14 protein-coding genes are annotated in these 18,524 nt (G+C 59.1%); 11 read left to right on the forward strand and 3 right to left on the reverse strand.

All coding sequences use genetic code 11. From position 1 onward, the window contains the following. Both EKL02_RS14930 and EKL02_RS14935 read left to right on the forward strand, forming a co-directional pair. On the forward strand, window positions 1-1,125 hold the full coding sequence (locus EKL02_RS14930) for a YbdK family carboxylate-amine ligase (RefSeq protein WP_128902778.1): 1,125 nt from the start codon (window positions 1-3) through the stop codon (window positions 1,123-1,125). Between the two features lie 68 nt (window positions 1,126-1,193). Beyond that, the gene (locus EKL02_RS14935; RefSeq protein ID WP_128902779.1) at window positions 1,194-2,852 is read left to right on the forward strand and encodes a sensor domain-containing diguanylate cyclase; all 1,659 of its coding nucleotides are present in this window, start codon (window positions 1,194-1,196) and stop codon (window positions 2,850-2,852) included. 21 nt (window positions 2,853-2,873) lie between these two features. Here EKL02_RS14935 and EKL02_RS14940 read toward each other — a convergent pair whose 3' ends face one another. Next, on the reverse strand, window positions 2,874-3,479 hold the full coding sequence (locus EKL02_RS14940) for an adenylate/guanylate cyclase domain-containing protein (RefSeq protein WP_128902780.1): 606 nt from the start codon (window positions 3,477-3,479) through the stop codon (window positions 2,874-2,876). Between the two features lie 296 nt (window positions 3,480-3,775). On the opposite strand from EKL02_RS14940, the gene EKL02_RS14945 reads away from it, so the two are divergent. After that, entirely contained in the window at window positions 3,776-5,041 is a 1,266-nt protein-coding gene (locus EKL02_RS14945) for a CocE/NonD family hydrolase (protein ID WP_241687726.1), read from the forward strand. Here the strand turns inward: EKL02_RS14945 and pcaC are convergent, their stop codons facing one another. Continuing rightward, window positions 5,042-5,419 carry a 4-carboxymuconolactone decarboxylase gene (gene pcaC, locus EKL02_RS14950; RefSeq protein ID WP_128902781.1) on the reverse strand — a complete coding sequence of 126 codons (378 nt, stop codon included), beginning with the start codon at window positions 5,417-5,419 and terminating at the stop codon, window positions 5,042-5,044. A 192-nt stretch (window positions 5,420-5,611) separates the two neighbouring features. Here pcaC and EKL02_RS14955 point away from each other — a divergent pair, with 192 nt between their 5' ends. The 6 genes from EKL02_RS14955 to EKL02_RS14980 all read left to right on the forward strand — a co-directional run bounded on the left by EKL02_RS14955 (window position 5,612) and on the right by EKL02_RS14980 (window position 14,672). After that, the gene (locus EKL02_RS14955) at window positions 5,612-7,771 is read left to right on the forward strand and encodes a YgiQ family radical SAM protein (RefSeq protein WP_241687876.1); all 2,160 of its coding nucleotides are present in this window, start codon (window positions 5,612-5,614) and stop codon (window positions 7,769-7,771) included. 328 nt (window positions 7,772-8,099) lie between these two features. After that, window positions 8,100-10,052 (forward strand): TonB-dependent receptor, encoded by a 1,953-nt coding sequence (locus EKL02_RS14960; protein WP_241687727.1) that lies wholly within the window; start codon window positions 8,100-8,102, stop codon window positions 10,050-10,052. A gap of 8 nt (window positions 10,053-10,060) precedes the next feature. Further along, complete coding sequence (locus tag EKL02_RS14965) at window positions 10,061-10,672, forward strand: YfiR family protein (RefSeq protein WP_128902784.1); 612 nt, start codon at window positions 10,061-10,063, stop codon at window positions 10,670-10,672. 142 nt (window positions 10,673-10,814) lie between these two features. Beyond that, window positions 10,815-12,146 carry an ATP-binding protein gene (locus EKL02_RS14970; RefSeq protein WP_164932035.1) on the forward strand — a complete coding sequence of 444 codons (1,332 nt, stop codon included), beginning with the start codon at window positions 10,815-10,817 and terminating at the stop codon, window positions 12,144-12,146. Beyond that, complete coding sequence (locus EKL02_RS14975; RefSeq protein ID WP_206732405.1) at window positions 12,143-12,616, forward strand: response regulator; 474 nt, start codon at window positions 12,143-12,145, stop codon at window positions 12,614-12,616. The genes EKL02_RS14970 and EKL02_RS14975 overlap by 4 nt, the downstream gene beginning before the upstream one ends. Further along, the gene (locus tag EKL02_RS14980) at window positions 12,606-14,672 is read left to right on the forward strand and encodes an EAL domain-containing protein (RefSeq protein ID WP_128902786.1); all 2,067 of its coding nucleotides are present in this window, start codon (window positions 12,606-12,608) and stop codon (window positions 14,670-14,672) included. The genes EKL02_RS14975 and EKL02_RS14980 overlap by 11 nt, the downstream gene beginning before the upstream one ends. A 14-nt stretch (window positions 14,673-14,686) precedes the next feature. On the opposite strand, the gene EKL02_RS14985 is transcribed toward EKL02_RS14980, so the two are convergent. Next, on the reverse strand, window positions 14,687-15,871 hold the full coding sequence (locus EKL02_RS14985; protein WP_347232087.1) for an HPP family protein: 1,185 nt from the start codon (window positions 15,869-15,871) through the stop codon (window positions 14,687-14,689). A 207-nt stretch (window positions 15,872-16,078) separates the two neighbouring features. Here EKL02_RS14985 and EKL02_RS14990 point away from each other — a divergent pair, with 207 nt between their 5' ends. Together EKL02_RS14990 and EKL02_RS14995 are read left to right on the forward strand one after the other, a co-directional pair. After that, window positions 16,079-16,426 carry a hypothetical protein gene (locus tag EKL02_RS14990; protein WP_128902788.1) on the forward strand — a complete coding sequence of 116 codons (348 nt, stop codon included), beginning with the start codon at window positions 16,079-16,081 and terminating at the stop codon, window positions 16,424-16,426. Window positions 16,427-16,509: 83 nt separating this feature from the next. After that, the gene (locus EKL02_RS14995) at window positions 16,510-18,522 is read left to right on the forward strand and encodes a TonB-dependent receptor (protein ID WP_128902789.1); all 2,013 of its coding nucleotides are present in this window, start codon (window positions 16,510-16,512) and stop codon (window positions 18,520-18,522) included. The last annotated feature ends 2 nt before the right edge of the window (window positions 18,523-18,524 follow it).

Consider the following 18,524-nt stretch of genomic DNA (forward strand, 5'->3'; position numbering starts at 1 on the left):
ATGCCATTAGAAACTTTTAATACCTCGACGCCGCTGACCATGGGCGTCGAACTGGAATTGCAGCTCGTTAGCCTGTCCGACTTCGACCTGGTGGCCGCCAGTCCCGACATGCTGGACCTCTTGTCGCGCAAGCCCTTTCCGGGCAATGTGACGCCGGAAATCACGGAGAGCATGATCGAGGTAAACAGCGGCGTGCATACGGATTACGCCGGCCTGGTGGATGAACTGCAGCGTATCCGCGACACCCTGGTGCATGCCGCCGACAAGCTCAACGTCGGCATCTGCGGTGGCGGCACACACCCGTTCCAGAAATGGTCGGAGCGCCGGATATTTTCCAAGTCGCGCTTCAAGGAAGTCTCGGCGCTGTACGGTTACCTGGCCAAGCAATTCACCGTGTTCGGACAGCATGTGCATATCGGTTGCGCCTCCGGCGACGACGCGCTGTTCCTGCTGCACGCGCTGAACCGGTATGTGCCCCACTTCATTGCCCTGTCGGCGTCCTCGCCCTATTTCCAGGGACAAGACACCCTGTTCAGCTCGGCACGCCTGAATTCCGTCTCGGCCTTTCCCCTGAGCGGACGTGCGCCCTTCCTGCAAAGCTGGGAGGAATTCGAGCACGGCTATTTCGCGCGCATGGAACACACCGGCGTGGTCAAGAGCATGAAGGATTTTTACTGGGATATCCGCCCCAAACCGGAATTCGGCACCATTGAGTTGCGCGTTTGCGACACACCCTTGAGCGTCGAACGGGCGGCGTCGCTGGCATGTTACCTGCAGGCGCTGTGCCGCCACTTGCTGCAGCGCGCAGAGCCTGCCCCGGCCGAGGACGATTACCTGGTCTACAACTATAACCGCTTCCAGGCTTGCCGCTTCGGGCTGGATGGCAACGTCGTGCATCCGAAAACCCATGAAACGCTGTCGCTGCGCGAAGATATCCTGACCACGCTGCGCCAGATGGAACCCCACGCCAGCGAACTGGGCTGCACGGCCGCGCTGGAACACCTGTACCAGGCCAGCCATCAGGGCAGCGATGCAAGCTACCTGCGCAACGAATATCTCGTCACCGGCAGCGCTGAAGGCATGGTCGATTCCGCTATCCGGCGCTTTCGCCAGGGATGTGGGTAGCGTGCCACTGGCCGATAATTTGAAAGCGAGGTAAAGTAACAGCAAGTAAAAAAATAACGAGGAGCAAAATGTCCCTGCTGTCTCCCGAGCGGACATACCAGATCGTCAGCAGTATCGTCAATTGCGAGCGTCTTGACGATCTCCTGGATTTGCTAGGTGCAGAAATCAACGCGCTCGGGGTCGCCGATGGCTATCTCGTCAATATGCGGGACGCGACCGGCAATTACCTCACTTGCCTGAAAATCCGCTATCCCGCCGAGTTCCAGAACCTGGAACGCTCCTATCTCGGCTACAAGATCCCGCTGGACAATGGCCAGCTCAATGCACGCACCATGGCCACGCGGGAAATCGTGCGCGTCAACCCTGGCAATGCCAGCGACGAGGAAAACACCATCCTGAATTACTGGAAAATCCAGGAAATGGTTGCCTTGCCGCTGTGCCTGCCTGAGGCGGCAGGCGTCAATCCCATCGGGGTGCTGGTCTTGCTCAACCAGGGCACCGCCATCCCTGAAGACGCAATAGCCAAAGTGCAGGCGATCATTAACCTGTTTCATGCCAGCCTGTCACGCTGGTTGCGCCTGTCGCACCTTGAACTATTGCACGACGAAGCAACCGCGGCAGTGGCGGAAAACAAGCGCTTGCTGCAATTCCTCGATGACATGAACAGCCTGACCTCGGTCGACAAGATTTACGAACTGTTTGCCGCCGAACTGTTCCGACAGATGCCCTTCGACCTGGCGAGCTTTTGCCTGGTCGAAAACGATCGCCTGCAGATCGGCAAAGCCATCGCCGCCAAACCGAAGTTCGAGCCTGTCTGCGAGAAATGGGAACATCATCTGCGGCAAACGCCTTACCCGCTGGATCCGACCGCCAGTGGCCTGGTCTATGTATTGCTGCGCGATGAAGCCATGGTATTTCCGGATTTCCAGGAAATCCGCCACCTGCCGCTGGCGGGATATGACAAGAAGAGCCTGTCCATTCTGGGCACGGCGCGTACCCTTTTCATTACGCCGATCCGCCATCACAAGAAGCCGATTGGCGTATTCGCGCTCTACAGCCTGGAAAACAAGGTCGAACTGTCCGATGCCGACCTGCACCTGCTGGGCCATCTTTCCTCCTTCCTCGGCACGGCGATCACCAACAGCAAGCTGTATGCGACCAGCCAGGCCCAGGTGCTGGAAATCCGCCATCTGAATGAAATGCTGGAAGAAAAAGTCGATGCGCTGGCAACGCAGGCGTCGACCGACCAGTTGACTGGCCTGTTGAATTTCCGCGCCTTTGAACAGGAACTGGACAAGCTGCTGGATCTGGCTGCATTCAGCGGCGCGCAAGAGCCGCTGGCCCTGGCGCTGATCGATATCGACCATTTCAAGCGTTTCAACGATACCAACGGCCATGCGGCGGGTAACGACATACTGGCAGCCTTGGCATGTGAAATCGGCAAGCATACGCGCCAGTCCGACAAGGCATGCCGCTATGGCGGCGAAGAATTTGTCCTGATCTTGCCGAAGTGCGGGCAGGTAGGCGCCGTCCAGCTGGCCGAGCGCATCCGCAGCAGCATCGAAGCCCGGACATTTGACACCTGCGCCGGTCAGCGCTCGATTACGATCAGCGTCGGCTACACGGTATATCGCCCCGGAGACGATCGTCATTCCCTCTTCAATCGTGCCGACCAGGCGCTGTACCAAGCCAAGGAAAGCGGCCGCAACCGCGTCTGCAGCCTCTAGAACGGCTTGCGCTTCGCAGCGCTACAGGCAAGCCATGAAACGATAATACGTCACCGGTGCGTCACCAATGAACGTCGAGGCAGCCTCGCAGGCATAGCGCCCTTGCGGCAAGGCGGCAAAAGCTGCCGCGCTCAGCAAAATTTCCTTCCTTCCGGCCACATCCTCGCCAAGCTTGCAGGCGACGTTCATTTCGTGGCCAAACATATCCTCGCCCTCGATCAGCAAGGTATCGCCATAGCCGATGCCAATGCTGACCTGGACGGCGCGTTCCGCGGGCAATACCGCATTCATCGCCTCGGCACTGCGCAGGATATCCAGCGCCGCTTCCAGGGCTGCGGCGGGCTCTGCGAATGCTGCAAAAAGGTTGTCGGCTTCCTGCTTGACCACCTGGCCGCCATTGCCAAGCACCGCAGGACAGGCCGCTTCCTCCATCTGCCGCACCATCGCCAGGAAGTGGATCACGCCATGTTCTGCGGTCATCTGCGAAAAGCCGCACATGTCCAGGACGAGCGGCGCCAGCCTGCAGCTAAAACGCTGGTGAATCTGCCGGTCGATGCTGGCGGCGCGCTCCGGGTATTGATTGCGTTCCGACAACAGCATGCGCAACTGTTCGTGAGTTTTTGACATGAAACCATCTCCTTTTTCATTTTTTTGCGCGACAGACATCTTTTTTCTTGCCGTCCTCACAGCAACTTTTCCCTAAAGGATATTGCTTTTATATCCGTCTGAAAATTTCTTTTGAAGTTGTTCCTCTTTGGCATTGAACTGCGGAAAACCGCTCTTTACAATGGGAAAAATTGCTGGGAAAAAAGGTTTGTGTGCCCGAGGCTTCCACCGGGCCGCAAAACACTTCCAGATCGCTCCCGTGCTCCGCCCCGGGCCGTCGCAAGACCTGTACTGATTTTGCAAAGCCGATTGCCCGTATGCTTCGATTGCCTAAGGTTTCCCGTCTTTTTACGCCGCGTCGCCTCGCCGTCACGCTTGCGTTCGCTGCCCTTCCTGCGATCGGCCTGATTGCCAACGGCTGCATTGCGCAAAGCGCCGCCACCCTCGACCAGGACCTGAACGAAAAAATCGTCATGATCCCGGCACAGTCGCGCTCAATGCCATGGAGTAGCAAGCAGGTCAAGTCGAGCGGCGGCGATGTCGCCGGATCAGGCGGCAAAGTCGCAGAAGCTGCACGCCCGCGCGGCTGGAACGGCGAACTGGAAACCACGATTTTCATGCCGCCCGGCGAAGGCCCGTTCCCGCTCCTGGTACTCAATCACGGCAAGGCCCTGGGCGATCCGCGCGCCCAGGAACGCGCACGCTTCCTGGCCATCAGCCGCGAGTTCGTCAAGCGCGGCTATGTCGTGGTGATCCCGATGCGCAGCGGCTTTTCCAAGTCGAGCGGCGACTACGTCGAGCAGCATTGCGACATGACCGCCAATGGCCAGATCCAGGCCAATGACTTGCACGATGTCCTGGCATATGCCGTGCGCCAGCCCTGGGTCGACCCGGATCGCATCCTGGTCGGCGGCCAGTCCTATGGTGGCCTGACTGCCATGGCCTTTGCCACACATGGCTTTCCCGGCGTCAAAGGTGTGCTGAACTTTGCCGGCGGCCTGCGCACCCAGGGCTGCCCCTGGCAAGCCTCACTGGTGCGCGCCTTCGGCAGCTTTGGCAGCCAGTCGCGCGTGCCCAGCCTCTGGTTCTATGGTGAAAACGACAGCTATTTCAACCACGAACTGGCCGACCGCATGCACCAGGCATACACCGATGCAGGCGGCAAGGCGACCCTTGTCAAGTTCGGCGCGTTCAAGCATGATGCCCATGGCATGAGCGGCAGCCGCGACGGCGTGCGCATCTGGTGGCCGGAAACGGAAAAATTCCTGCGCCGGATCGGTATGCCCACGGAAGAAATCTTCAAGATCGCCGAACCGGCAGCATTGCCCCACAGCGGTTTTGCCGCCCTCGACGATGCCGGCGCCGTACCCTACCTGCGCGAGCAAGGGCGCGAGCAATACCGCACTTTCCTGAGCAAATCCCAGCCGCGCGCCTTTGCACTTTCCCCTTCGGGGGCCTGGAGCTGGGTGGAAGATGGCGACGATCCGGCGGCGCGTGCCTTGTCCAATTGCCAGAAAAACAGCGCCCAGCCCTGCAAGCTGTATGCGATTGACGACAAAGTCGTCTGGACCGACAAGACCTGATCAGACCTTGCCGGCATCCTTCAACACTTCATGCGCGGCGCGAAAAGCGTCGACCGCCAGCGGCACGCCGCAATAGACGGTGGCGTGCAGCAGCACTTCACGGATTTCTTCCACGGTCGCGCCATTGTTCAGCGCACCGCGCACGTGGCCCTTCAATTCATGCGAACGCCCCAGCGCCGTCAGCATCGATAGCGTGATCAGGCTGCGGGTCTTGAAATCGAGCCCGTCCCGGCACCACACCGTGCCCCAGGCATTGCGCGTGATGTAATCCTGCAAAGGCTTGGTGAATTCGTCGACATTGGCAAAGGCCTTCTCGACAAAGGCATCGCCCATTACCTGCTTGCGCACCTGCAAACCATCTTCGTATTGCTCATCCATGCTGGTCTTCCTGATCAAAAAAATAACTGTGGCACGATACGCCAAGGCGTACTCAGGGTCAATATCGCCGGACCCTGCAGCCGGTAGCGCTGGCCTGAATCCTGTACAATCCGCCCCATCATGCTAGCCCCGAAAAACCTGACTGCCTATGTCCCGAAAGGGTCCAGTCCAGCCCCAGCGCCCTTCCTGCCGATGTCGAAGAAGGAAATGGATGCGCTCGGCTGGGAATATTGCGACATCATCCTGGTGACGGGCGACGCCTACATCGACCATCCCAGCTTTGGCATGGCGCTGATCGGCCGTTTGCTGGAGGCACAGGGCTTTCGCGTGGGCATCATCAGCCAGCCGGACTGGCATTCCGCCGAGCCCTTCCGTGCGCTGGGCAAGCCGCGCCTGTATTTCGGCATTACCGCCGGCAACATGGACTCGATGGTCAACCGCTATACGGCTGACCGCAAGATCCGCTCCGAAGATGCCTACACCGCCAATGGCGAAGCCAACAAGCGCCCGGACCGCGCGCTGACAGTGTATGCGCAGCGTGCGCGCGAAGCTTACCCGGATACTGCCATCGTGCTTGGCAGTATCGAGGCCAGCCTGCGCCGCATTGCCCATTATGATTACTGGTCCGACAAGGTGCGCCGTTCCGTGCTGCCGGATACCAAGGCCGACATCCTCATCTTTGGCAATGCCGAGCGCGCCCTGCTCGACCTCACCCACCGGCTGGCGGCAGGCGAGTCGATCAAGAGCATCCGCGACTTGCGCGGCACGGCCTTCATGGTGCCGTCCGGCTGGAAACCGGCGGACGATTGGACTGAAGTCAATTCGACCCGCGTCGATACGCCCGGCAAGGTGGAAGCCCACACCGACCCGTACGCCATGACGCCGGCCGGGGAAGAGAACTGCGCCACCGGCAAGAATCCCGACGCCGCGCCGGCAGTCAAGCCGATCAGGATCATGACGCGCGAAGAGCGCCAGGCGGCCCTGAAGGAACAGCGCGAAAAGAGCGTGGTGCGCCTGCCCTCTTACGAGCAGATCAAGGAAGATCCGGTGATGTATGCGCATGCCTCGCGCGTATTCCACATCGAATCCAACCCCGGCAACGCCCGCGCGCTGGTGCAGGCGCATGGCGAACGCGACGTCTGGCTCAATCCGCCGCCGCTGCCGCTGGCGATGGAAGACATGGATTACGTGTTCGACATGGCGTATGCGCGCGCGCCGCACCCGTCCTACGGCAAGGCGAAAATCCCGGCCTGGGACATGATCCGCTTTTCGGTCAACATCATGCGCGGCTGCTTTGGCGGCTGCACCTTTTGCTCCATCACCGAGCACGAGGGGCGCATCATCCAGAGCCGCTCGGAGCCATCGATTTTGCGCGAGATCGAAAACATCCGCGACAAGACCAAGGGCTTCACCGGCATCATTTCCGACCTGGGCGGACCGACCGCCAACATGTATCGCCTGAACTGCAAGGACAAGAACATCGAGGAAAGCTGCAAACGCCTGTCATGCGTGTACCCCAGCATTTGCGTCAACCTCAACACCGACCACAGCAAGCTGATCCAGCTGTATCGCAAGGCACGCGCCATCCCGGGCATCAAGAAAATCCTGGTCAGCTCCGGCCTGCGCTACGACCTGGCGGTACGCTCGCCTGAATACGTCAAGGAACTGGTGACGCACCACGTCGGCGGCTTGCTGAAGATCGCGCCGGAACATTCCGAAGAAGGCCCGCTGTCGAAGATGATGAAGCCCGGCATGGGCGCTTACGACCGCTTCAAGGAATTGTTTGAAAAGTACTCGAAGGAAGCAGGCAAGGAACAATACCTGATTCCCTACTTTATCGCCGCCCACCCGGGCACCCGCGATGAAGACATGCTGAACCTGGCGCTCTGGCTGAAGAAAAACAATTTCCGCCTCGACCAGGTGCAAACTTTCATGCCCACGCCCATGGCGCTGGCAACCACCATGTACCACACGCGCAAGAATCCCTTGCACAAGGTCACGGAAAATTCCGAGGTCGTGGAAACGCCGCGCCTGGGCAAGGTACGCAAGCTGCACAAGGCATTCCTGCGCTATCACGATCCGGAAAACTGGCCGATCCTGCGCGAAGCGCTGCAAAAGATGGGCCGTTCCGATTTGATCGGCAGTGGCGATCGCTGCCTAGTGCCGCGCAATACCGCGCCGACACCCGGATTGGCGGCGGTCGAGCGGCGCAAGGAAACACCAGGGCCAGCCAAGGTTGCCCAGAAATTTGGCATGCCCAAGCCGCGCGACGGTGCGGCAATTGCGCGCAAGCCTGGACAACGCCAGGCATCCAGAGCCACGGGCATGGGATCGAAGGCCGGGCGCAAGTAAGTTTGCATCATGCAAAAGCCCGGCGCTGGCCTGCATTGCTGGGTCAGCGGCAGCTCATGCCATGCGACCTTACAACGAACATCGACGCACAGACACGAAATATTGAGCTAGATTTAACTATTGCGCAGAAGAAACAATACTTTGACAAAGCGCAAAGTTAGTTGCATTGCTTGCATTACAGTTCCCCATCGACCACGGGTCACACGGGGTGCAAGCAATGATATTTTTGCAACAAAGGCAATGTAAGTTACTTGGAAATTTTCAATTAACTTGCAATCCCTTCTACAAGACCGCGGGCGTTACCCGCTCCCCGGGAAAGTTGCAAAGTTTGCAAATTGCTCGATGGGCCCGGCCGCATTGCACGGCATTGGTCGGCGTACTGCTGAATTGCCTCACCCCAGTTTCGCAGGCCGCCACGGCGCCATCGGATCTAGGGACCCTGTCGCTGGAAGAACTTGCCAACATCCAGGTTATCTCTGTCTCAAAAAAGGCGGAACCGCTTGCCGATGCGGCCGCCTCGGTATTTGTCATTACGGCAGATGATATCCGGCGCTCCGGCGTGAGCCGCCTGCCCGATGCCTTGCGTCTGGCACCGAACCTGCACGTCGCACAAGCCAGCGCCAATGGGTATGCCATCAGTGCGCGGGGACTCAATGGCAGCAACACCAGCGCGCCCAATAAAATGCTGGTCCTGATCGATGGGCGCTCGGTATATACGCCGCTGTTCTCCGGCGTCTTCTGGGATGTGCAGGATGTCATGCTGGAAGACGTCGAGCGCATCGAAGTGATCAGCGGGCCCGCCGGGACGCTGTGGGGCGTCAATGCCGTCAACGGCGTCATCAATATCATCACCCGGCCGGCAAAAGATACCCAAGGCACCCTCGCAGCAGCGGGGAAAGGCAATCGCGAGGAAAATGCGTCGTTGCGCCACGGCGGAAAGATCGGCGCCGACGGCAATTACCGGATCTACCTGAATTACGCCGATCGCAAGAATACCTCGCTGGAAAATGGCAACCCGGTCAACGATGCCTCGCACAAGACGCAGGCAGGCTTCCGTACCGATTGGGCCAGCGCACGGAACCAGCTGACCGTCGAAGGCAATGTCTACCAGGGCGCGCAGGAGCAGCCGGCGCCTGGCTCGATCGTCATCCCGGGGCCGAACCTGGCTCTTGGCGACATCCGCGTTTCGGGCTTCAATCTGCTGTCGCACTGGACGCATCGCCTTGACGGTGGCGCCAGCGTCAATGTGCAGGCCTATTATGACCGCACCAAGCGCGCCATCCCACCCTTCTTCGCAGAAACCCTCGACATTGCCGATGTCCAGTTCCAGCATGCCCTGAAGCCGCTGGGAGCGCATGCAATCGTATGGGGCGCCAACTACCGTTACAGCATGGACCGGGTCACCAACAGTGATTTTTTCGCATTTCTGCCCGCCAATCTCAACCAGCGCTGGGCCAGCCTGTTCGCCCAGGATGAAATTACGCTGCGCGATGATCTGAAGCTGACCCTTGGTGCGCGCATGGAACGCAACGACTACACCGGCACCGAATTTTTGCCATCGGCGCGGCTGGCGTGGAAAACCACCCCGACGTCCCTGGCATGGGCCGCCGCATCGCGCACCGTGCGCGCACCGTCACGCCTGGACCGCGACGCCTACGTGCCGGGCCGACCCCCTTTCCTGCTCGACGGCGGCTCCAACGTTGTTTCTGAAGTCGCGAAAGTGTTCGAGATCGGCTACCGCGGCCAGCCGACGTCCCGCCTGTCCTACTCGCTGACGCTCTTCCATAACCGCTACGATGACTTGCGCACGCAGGAACTCGCGCCAAGCCAGACCTTCGTGTTCTTTGGCAATCAGATGGAAGGCAAGGCCAGCGGCATGGAAATATGGGGCACATGGCAAGCCTCGCGTCAGTGGCGCCTGTCGGGCGGTCTGACGATGCTGCGCGAACGGCTGCGTCTCAAGCCTGGCAGTATCGATGTCGCGGCCGTCAATGCCACGGGTCTTGATCCGGGCTACCGGGCGATGCTGCGCGCTTCTGTCGATCTCTCCAGCACCAGCGAACTGGACATGATCGTGCGCCACGTCGACGCGCTGTCCAGCCCGACCGTACCGGAATACACAACGGTGGACTTGCGCTATGGCTGGAAAGTGCGCCCGGACCTGGAGTTCTCGGTCACTGCACAAAACCTGCTGGGGGGCGGGCATGCCGAATATGGCGATGCAACAACGCGCAGCGAATTCGACCGCAGCCTGTTTGTCAAACTTGTCAGTCGTTTCTAGGCGATGGCGTGCATGAGCAGGCAACTATCCAGGGCAGCAAGAATCTCGTGAAAGCTTCGACCATCATCCCTGCTCCGCTGCGCCCCGCGACCTTCGTCCTGGTGCTGTTACTGGCATGGACAAGCATGTTCCAGGACAGCCGTGCCGGTGTGGCTGCCGAGGGTTCGCTTGAATATTCGGTCAAGGGTGCCTACCTGTTGAAGTTCGGCGACTTTGTCGAATGGCCGGCCAGCGCATTTCCCTTCACGGATACGCCGTTGCTGATTACTGTTCTCGGCGACGATCCATTCGGTCCGATGCTCGATCAACTGGGCAAGGGACGCGCCATCGCCGGCCGTACAGTCACGGTGCGACGCACGTCCAAGGCAGAGGAGGCACGCAATGCGCATATCCTGTATATCAGCCAGTCCGAAAGGAACAACCTGAAAGCGATCCTGGCCAGTCTGCAGGACAGGAATATATTGACCGTCGCCGATTTTGAGCACCCGGGAATCGCCATTGCATTCGTCATAGACAACGACAAGGTGCGTTTTGATGTCAACCTCGACCAGGTCGAGCAAGCCGGCTTGAAAGTAAGCTCCAAGCTGCTGGGTGTGGCAAGAACCGTGAGAGGCAAATGAAATGAAGCGATTCCGCGACCTGCCGCTACGCCGCAAGCTGCTTGGCATGATGCTCTTGAGTAGCGGCGTCGCGCTGTTGCTCGCAATGATCGCCATCGTGGTCTACGATTCGTACGATTACGCGCAACAGAAAATCAAGGATTTGCGTACGCAAGCCCAGGTCGTTGGCCAGACGAGCATTGCCGCGCTGAGCTTCAATGACGTTCAGGCGGCAACCGAATACCTGGCCGCGCTCAAGGCCAAGCCAAGCATCGCCGCCGGTGCGTTGTATCGCCCCGATGGCAAATTGTTCGCCAGCTATACCAAGGCCGGGTCGCCGGCCACTCTCCCGAAGATGCAAAGTCCCGGCTACCGGATTCACGGCGGTGAAGTGGAGTTGTACCACTTGATCTTGCAGCCAAAAAGTAGCGAAGCGGCCGGGACGGTTTACCTGCGTGCCGACTTGCAACAAATCACACGCACCATCCGTTATGGCGGCATTGTATTTTTGGTGATGCTTGTTTCCTTGTGTGCGGGTTGGTGGATCTCTACCAGGCAGCAGCAACTGATTTCCACACCAATACTGGAAATTGCCAGCGTTGCGCAAGCCGTTATCGACCGCAAGGATTACAGCCTGCGCGCTGCCAAATACAGTAATGACGAGATTGGTTCATTGACGGATGCATTCAATCAAATGCTTGCCCATATTCAGGAGCGTGATGCGCGCTTGATCGCATTTAACGAGTCATTGCAGAAAGAGATTGAGGAACGAAAACAGACTCAGCTTGCTCTCAAACACAATATGCAAGAACTCGCGCGCTCCAATGCCGAACTGGAACAGTTTGCCTATGTTTCCTCGCATGACCTCCAGGAACCATTACGCATGGTTGCCTCCTACACACAATTACTGGAAAAGCGTTATAGCGATAAATTCGATGAGAAGGGGCTGCTGTTCATGCACTATATCGTCGATGGCGCCAAGCGCATGCAGCAATTGATCGATGACTTGCTGATGTTTTCCCGGGTTGGCACACGCGGCAAGGAGTTGCAACCAATTGCCATCGAAAGCGTATTACGCACTGCCCTGCTGAATCTCCGCCCCGCAATCCAGGAAAGTGGCGCAAAAATCAGCCACGATCCATTTCCTGTGGTCATGGGTGATGCAACGCAACTTACCCAGGTTTTCCAGAATCTGCTCAGCAATGCGATCAAATTTTGCGGCAAAAACATTCCTCTTGTCCATATTGGCGTGACAAAGAAAGATAACTACTGGCAATTCGCTATCGAGGATAACGGCATCGGTATCGAGCCAGAGCACTTCGATCGCATCTTCGTGATTTTTCAGCGCTTGCATGGCCGTACGGACTATCCCGGATCGGGAATCGGCCTGGCCATCTGTAAAAAAATCGTGGACCGGCATGGCGGGCATATCTGGGTCGAATCACACCCGGCCCAGGGCGCGACTTTTTATTTCACCCTGAAAGAAGCCCTATGAATTTGCAGAGCGAAGCAACACCAGGCACTTTGCGGGAAGTGGAAATTCTTTTGGTTGAAGACAATCCAGGTGATGTACTGCTCACCAAGGAAGCGCTCCTCGAAGGAAAAGTACGTAACCGCTTGCATTGGGCACGGGATGGCGTGGAAGCATTGGCATTCCTGGAATGCAAGCCACCCTTTATCGAAGCACCCTATCCGGACGTCATTTTTCTCGATCTCAATCTGCCGCGAAAGAGCGGCCATGACGTGTTGAATTTCATTAAATCGGATCCGCGTTTCAAGCGCATTCCTGTCGTGATTCTCACCAGTTCCAAGGCTGAATCGGATGTATTGAAAAGCTATGACCATTTCGCCAATTGCTATGTCAGCAAGCCGGTTGATCTCGAAAAATTCATGTCAGTAATCCAGTCGATCAATCATTTCTGGCTCAAGGTCGTCACCCTGCCAAACGAAACAGATGAAACGTGACGCTATTCAAATCCTGCTAATAGAGGACAATCCAGGCGATGTCGAACTGATTGCCGACATGCTGGCTGACAGGCCACTGTTCGAGCTGGTCTATGCGGACCGTCTGTCCATTGGCCTCGGGCATCTGAAGGCCAGGCCGATTTCCCTGATTTTGCTGGATCTGTCGCTACCCGACAGCCTGGGACTCAGCACGTTCAGCAAAGTGCATGGGCAAGCGCCGCACATCCCGATCGTGGTACTCACCGGGACCACCGATGAAAGTATCGGCCTGTCCGCTGTCAAGGCGGGGGCACAGGATTACCTGATCAAGGGCCGTGTCGATTCCCAGCTCCTGTCACGCACATTGAGCTATGCAATTGAACGCAAGCGCTTTGAAAAGGCGCTCGGCGATAGCGAGGAAAAGCTGCGCACCGTGGTAGAGTCCGTGCGCGAAATCATCTTCCGGATTGACACGGATTGCCGCCTTACCTTCCTGAATACGGCCTGGACCAAGATCCTGGGCTTCCCGGCCGAGGGCTCCCTCGAACAACCGCTGCACGCATTCATTCACGAGGAAGACCGGGCGCGTTGCTTCGACATGATGACCCAGCTGCTACGCCAGGAACAGGATAGCCTGCGATTTGAAGCGCGCCTCCTGAAACAGGATGCCGTGCCGGTCTGGATGGAAGCCGACATGGCGCTGAACCTGGATGTCCATGGCACGGTGGAAGGGATTGTCGGCACGCTTGACGACATCAGCGAACGCAAGAAAAATGAAGAAAGGCTGCTGTACATGGCCAATCACGATGCGCTGACCGGCCTGCCCAATCGCAACCTGTTCGAAGACCGCCTTAACCAGGCCATTACCCAATCGACGCGAACGCACAAGCTTGTCGCCATCATCTTCATGGATCTCGACCAGTTCAAGATGGTCAATGACAGTCTGGGGCATGACCAGGGCGACATCCTGCTGTGCGAAGTCGCAGCGCGTCTCCTGGAAACCATTCGCGCTGGCGACACGGTGGCGCGTCTTGGCGGTGATGAATTCGTGATTGTCCTCTCGGAGCTCGAATCCACGGAAGATGCCGTCGCGATCGCCCGTAAAATCATGAAAGCGCTCGAGAAACCGGTAGTCCTGAAGAACCAGGAAATCTCCGTGGCGGGAAGCATCGGCATCGCCATGTTCCCAAAGGATGGCGACTCCATTTCGCAACTGGTGCGCAATGCCGATACGGCGATGTACCGTTCCAAGGAACTCGGCCGCAAGCAAATCTGCTTCTACTCGCCCGAAATGAACGCCAAGCTGCTGGAGCGCCTGACGCTAGAAAATGACATGCGGCGCGCGATCCAGCGCAATGAATTCGAAGTGCATTACCAGCCCAAGCTGGACGTATCGACCGGCCGCATTCTCGGCTTTGAAGCCTTGCTGCGCTGGGAACACCCGGTGCGGGGCACGATCAGTCCGGACAAAATCATTCCTCTGGCGGAATCCTCAGGACTGATCCTGGCGATCGGCAGCTGGGTCTTGCGCACCGCTTGCGAACAGCTGGTGCAATGGCAACGGCAAGGCTACAGCGACTTGACCATGGCAGTGAATTTATCGGCGCGCCAATTCTGGAAAGAAGATCTGGTCGAGCACATCGCCGAGATCCTGAAGGAAACCGGCCTGGCGCCTGAGTGCCTGGAGCTGGAAATCACCGAAAGCAGTGTGATGCGCAATGCGGAAGAGACGATTTCAACGCTGAGCAAGCTTCATGACATGGGCATCACCTTATCGATCGATGACTTTGGCACCGGCTATTCCAGCCTGTCCTACCTGAAGCGTTTTCCCATTCAAGCCCTGAAAGTGGATCAGTCTTTCGTGCGCGACATTACGGTAGACAGGGATGCCGCTGCCATCGCCCAGGGCATCATCGCACTGGGGCATTCCATGAACCTGCAAGTGGTTGCCGAAGGCGTACAGACCCAGTCGCAGTTCGATCTCCTGAAGCTGTGGCACTGCAACGCGATGCAAGGCTATTTGTTTAGCAAGCCAGTGTCAGGCAGCGCAGCATTTGACTTGATCCGGAAAGAATGAACCATTCCGGGTCTTTACTTCGAAGACAATGGAGGAAGTGTACTGCTATCCAGCAACTGCCCTCGATATAGCGCAGCGATCATGTCCGATTGCGTCAGCATGCCGGCCAGGCGACCCTCAGCATCGACAACGGGCATATGGTGCTTGCCCTTGTCCGAAAACACCGGGACAAGTTCAACAATATGGGTATCGACACTGGTAGTCATGACGCCCTTGCTCATGATCTGGCCGACTACATCCGGCTTGTCCGAGTGCGTCTCGCCATCACGCCGCACCAGGTAACGAAGCCGGTCGTTGACGCTGCCAAACCGATCCGGGTTGGCATGCTTCATAAAGTCGACCAGGGTGACGATGCCGATCACGCGGTGAGCGCGATTGACGACGGGGAGCGCCTTGATGTTGTGCCAGCGCAGCAGATTCCACGCCTCTTCGAGCGTCGTGCCGAATTCAACCGTAACCACGTCACGTGACATGATATTCGCGCAAGTGATTTCACCAAGGCGGCGGCGGAAGGCATGACGCTCGGTTTGCAGAAACAAGTCTTCCAGATCGTCGCGACTGATATCCAGGACCTGGTTGTATTGCTTGAGCACTGCATCCAGGTCTTCCGGCGTGAAGCCGACCCTGTCGATCGGCGGTGCATCGTCCGTGTGATGGATATTGGCATGCTCGGCTTGCAAGACATGCGGATAACGGCGGCCGGTGGCATTGTTGAAAAATAGTGCAAGTAACAGCATCAACAGGGAATTGAGTGCGACTGGCATCAGCACGAAACCAAAACCCAGCGCCTTGATCGCCGGGCCGCCCAGCACGGCGGTAAGCGCAATGGCGCCACCCGGTGGATGCAGGCAGCGACAAGCCAGCATCGCGGCAATCGCCAGGCTTGCTGCGACCGCCGCAGCCCACAGCGGATCGGGAATCCAGGATGCCACGGCAACCCCCACCAGCGCCGCAATGCTATTGCCGCCTATCACGGACCACGGCTGTGCCAGGGGACTGGATGGCACCGCAAACAACAGGACTGCGGATGCCCCCATCGGCGCAATCAGGAGCGGAATACTGGCGCTGGGCCCCAGCACAAGCCGGGTCACCAGGCCTGTCAAGAGGATACCGAACAAGGCGCCGGCACAGGCGCGCAAGCGCTCCTTGCCATTGATGAACACTGCCTGCGGCAAAAACATCCGGATACGGGACGACAAGGATCGGCTACGCGAAAGGTGATTGCCCATGCTCTATTTAACCTGGGAACGCAAAGCGCCAGAGTTTACACCAGGGCGGGTGCCTGTGCCCGGATGAGCGGCCGGGCGTTGCAACTGCTAAAATTGCAGTGACGTCCGGATCCGGGCGCCCCTCTTTTCCCGAATTGAAGGCTCTTTTTTAGATTCATGACTTGCCCGCCTGCCATCATGCGTCAACGCCTTGCCCCGAGCGCCATCGTGTTCGTGGCAATGCTATTGTTCGCCCAATGGCTTGGCCTGGCCCACCGCATCGAACACGGCAGGCCAGCGCAGGCGACGCAACTAGCGCAAGTCAACCTGCCCGCCCTGCAAGGCGATAGCGCGGGATATGACAAGGCACTGGAACACAACTGCGCCCTGTTCGATGGCGCCGCACTCGCCACCGCACTCCACTCCCCCTCCGTCAGCCTGGCCGTCCTGCCAGGTGCAAAAATACTGGCGCTCTGGACGGCCTTTGCTTCCTGGGATGCGCCGGTCCTGCTGCATTTCTCCTCCCGCGCGCCGCCGCTTGCCTGATTTCCTGCCGCTCACCCGAATTTCGTGAAGCGCCCTCCTGCACGCAGGGGAAGCGCTCGCGCAGCATTCTTTAGGAAATCAAAATGCAACTGCAACATACACCCATGGCGCACGCCATCATGGCGTGTGCCGCCAGCCTGCCGCTGGCGGCACACGCCCAGACAGACCCGCAAACCCTCGCGCCGGTGATCGTCAGCGCCACCCCTTTTGCCGCCAGCGAGGATGCGCAAATTCTTACGCCGGCAAAAATCCTGGCCGGCAGCGAATTGCGCGACAAATTGGGCGCAACACTTGGCGATACCCTGTCACGCGAACTGGGGGTATCGGCCTCGGCCTTCGGCGCCGGCGCCTCCCGCCCCATCATTCGCGGATTCGAAGGACCGCGGGTGAAAATCCTGCAAAACGGCATGTCGGTATCCGACGTCTCCAGTCTGTCCAATGACCATGCCGTTGCAGCCGATTTCGCCACGGCCCGCCAGATTGAAATTCTGCGCGGCCCGGCGGCACTGCTGTATGGCTCGGGAGCGATCGGCGGACTCGTCAATGTCGTCAATGAGCGTATCCCGACCCAGCTGCTCCCCAAGGCGACCGGCGAAGCGGAGCTGCGCGCGAGTTCGGCCGACCGCGGCAAGGCGATGTCACTGGCAGTCGACGGCAGTGCCGGCAAGACCGGCCTGCACCTGGATGCCCAGGCGCGCGACACGGGCGATTACCGCATTCCCGGTTTAGCCGCGCCGGCCGATCAGAACTCTGCCTCCGGCCGCCTGCCCAACTCCTTTACCAACCAGCACAGCCTCGGGGTGGGGATATCGCACGTGGACGACTGGGGGCACATCGGCGCATCGGCCGGCATGCTTGACGACCGCTATGGCATCCCTACCGATGAACGCGCCTTCATCGACTTGCAAAAGAGCCGCTACGACGTCGATGGCCTGCTCAGAAACCCGCTGCCCGGCCTGGCATCGCTGAAGCTCAAGCTCGGCTATACCGACTACCGTCACACGGAAAAGGCGCAGGATGGCACGCCAGCCGCCGACTTCCTGAATCGCGTACTGGAAACCCGCTTCGAAGCCACGCACCTGCCATTGGCCGGCTGGCGCGGCAACTTTGGCTTGCAAACCGAACACAGCAACTACGCGGCGCTGGCTGCCGACACCGGGAGACCCGATACCGTGCCCAAAACCCGGTCCAGCTTCCTGGCCGCTTTCCTGGTCGAAGAGCGCGATTTCGGTCCATTACGGGCCAGCGCAGGACTGCGCCTCGAATCGGTCAGGCGCGCGCCGGATACACCCAGTGGCCTGGCGCGGCGCAGCTTCGACCTGGCTTCCTGGTCGCTGGGAGGCCTGTGGCAATTCATGCCGGGCTATAGTGCCGGCGCCACCTGGTCGCTGGCGCAACGCGCGCCCAGCACCGAAGAACTGTATTCGAACGGCCCGCACGAGTCGACCGCCACCTTCGATGTCGGCAATGCCTCCCTCGCCAAGGAAACTTCGCGCAACCTCGAAATCTCCCTGCAGAAAACCGCGGGGCTGGTGCGCTGGAAAGCCAACCTGTTCCAGAATGCGGTCGACAACTTCGTCTATGGCCGCATGCCCGGCGTCAGTGTCGATGAAAACGGCGCGCCTGATCCGGCTGGCGAATTCACGCAGCGCTTCTGGTCGCAAGGCGACGCCACCGTGCACGGCGCAGAAGCCGAAGTCAGTTACAACTTGCGCGGCCAGGGCTGGTCGGTGCGTGGCTTCGCCGATACCTCGCGTGGCCGCCTGAAAGGCGCCGGCAACCTGCCGCTGCAGCCGGCGACGCGCTTCGGCGTCGACGTCGGCTATCGCCAGGGTGCCTGGCGCAGCGGGCTATCGCTGCTCCACGCGCAAAGACAGGACCGCCTGGCGGCGTTTGAAACCACGCCCACTGCCGGCTACACGCAAGTCGATGCCAACCTGGCCTGGACGCAGCGCCATGGCGGTTACCGCGTGACCTGGTTTGCGCTTGTGCGGAATTTGCTGGATGAGGACATACGCGTATCGACCGCGGTGCTGAAGGATCGCGCACCGCTGGCCGGCCGTAACCTGGTGCTCGGCATGCGCGTGAATTTTTAAGA

Source organism: Janthinobacterium sp. 17J80-10, assembly GCF_004114795.1.
Classification (GTDB): domain Bacteria; phylum Pseudomonadota; class Gammaproteobacteria; order Burkholderiales; family Burkholderiaceae_D; genus Paucimonas.

Bases quoted from the DNA above. Each gene is read 5' to 3' on its own strand.
- EKL02_RS14990 (WP_128902788.1), top strand. From the start codon at position 16,079: ATGCGTCAACGCCTTGCCCCGAGCGCCATCGTGTTCGTGGCAATGCTA.
- pcaC (WP_128902781.1), bottom strand. From the start codon at position 5,419: ATGGATGAGCAATACGAAGATGGTTTGCAGGTGCGCAAGCAGGTAATG.
- EKL02_RS14955 (WP_241687876.1), top strand. From the start codon at position 5,612: ATGTCGAAGAAGGAAATGGATGCGCTCGGCTGGGAATATTGCGACATC.
- EKL02_RS14980 (WP_128902786.1), top strand. From the start codon at position 12,606: ATGAAACGTGACGCTATTCAAATCCTGCTAATAGAGGACAATCCAGGC.
- EKL02_RS14975 (WP_206732405.1), top strand. From the start codon at position 12,143: ATGAATTTGCAGAGCGAAGCAACACCAGGCACTTTGCGGGAAGTGGAA.
- EKL02_RS14995 (WP_128902789.1), top strand. From the start codon at position 16,510: ATGCAACTGCAACATACACCCATGGCGCACGCCATCATGGCGTGTGCC.
- EKL02_RS14945 (WP_241687726.1), top strand. From the start codon at position 3,776: ATGCTTCGATTGCCTAAGGTTTCCCGTCTTTTTACGCCGCGTCGCCTC.
- EKL02_RS14930 (WP_128902778.1), top strand. From the start codon at position 1: ATGCCATTAGAAACTTTTAATACCTCGACGCCGCTGACCATGGGCGTC.
- EKL02_RS14935 (WP_128902779.1), top strand. From the start codon at position 1,194: ATGTCCCTGCTGTCTCCCGAGCGGACATACCAGATCGTCAGCAGTATC.
- EKL02_RS14940 (WP_128902780.1), bottom strand. From the start codon at position 3,479: ATGTCAAAAACTCACGAACAGTTGCGCATGCTGTTGTCGGAACGCAAT.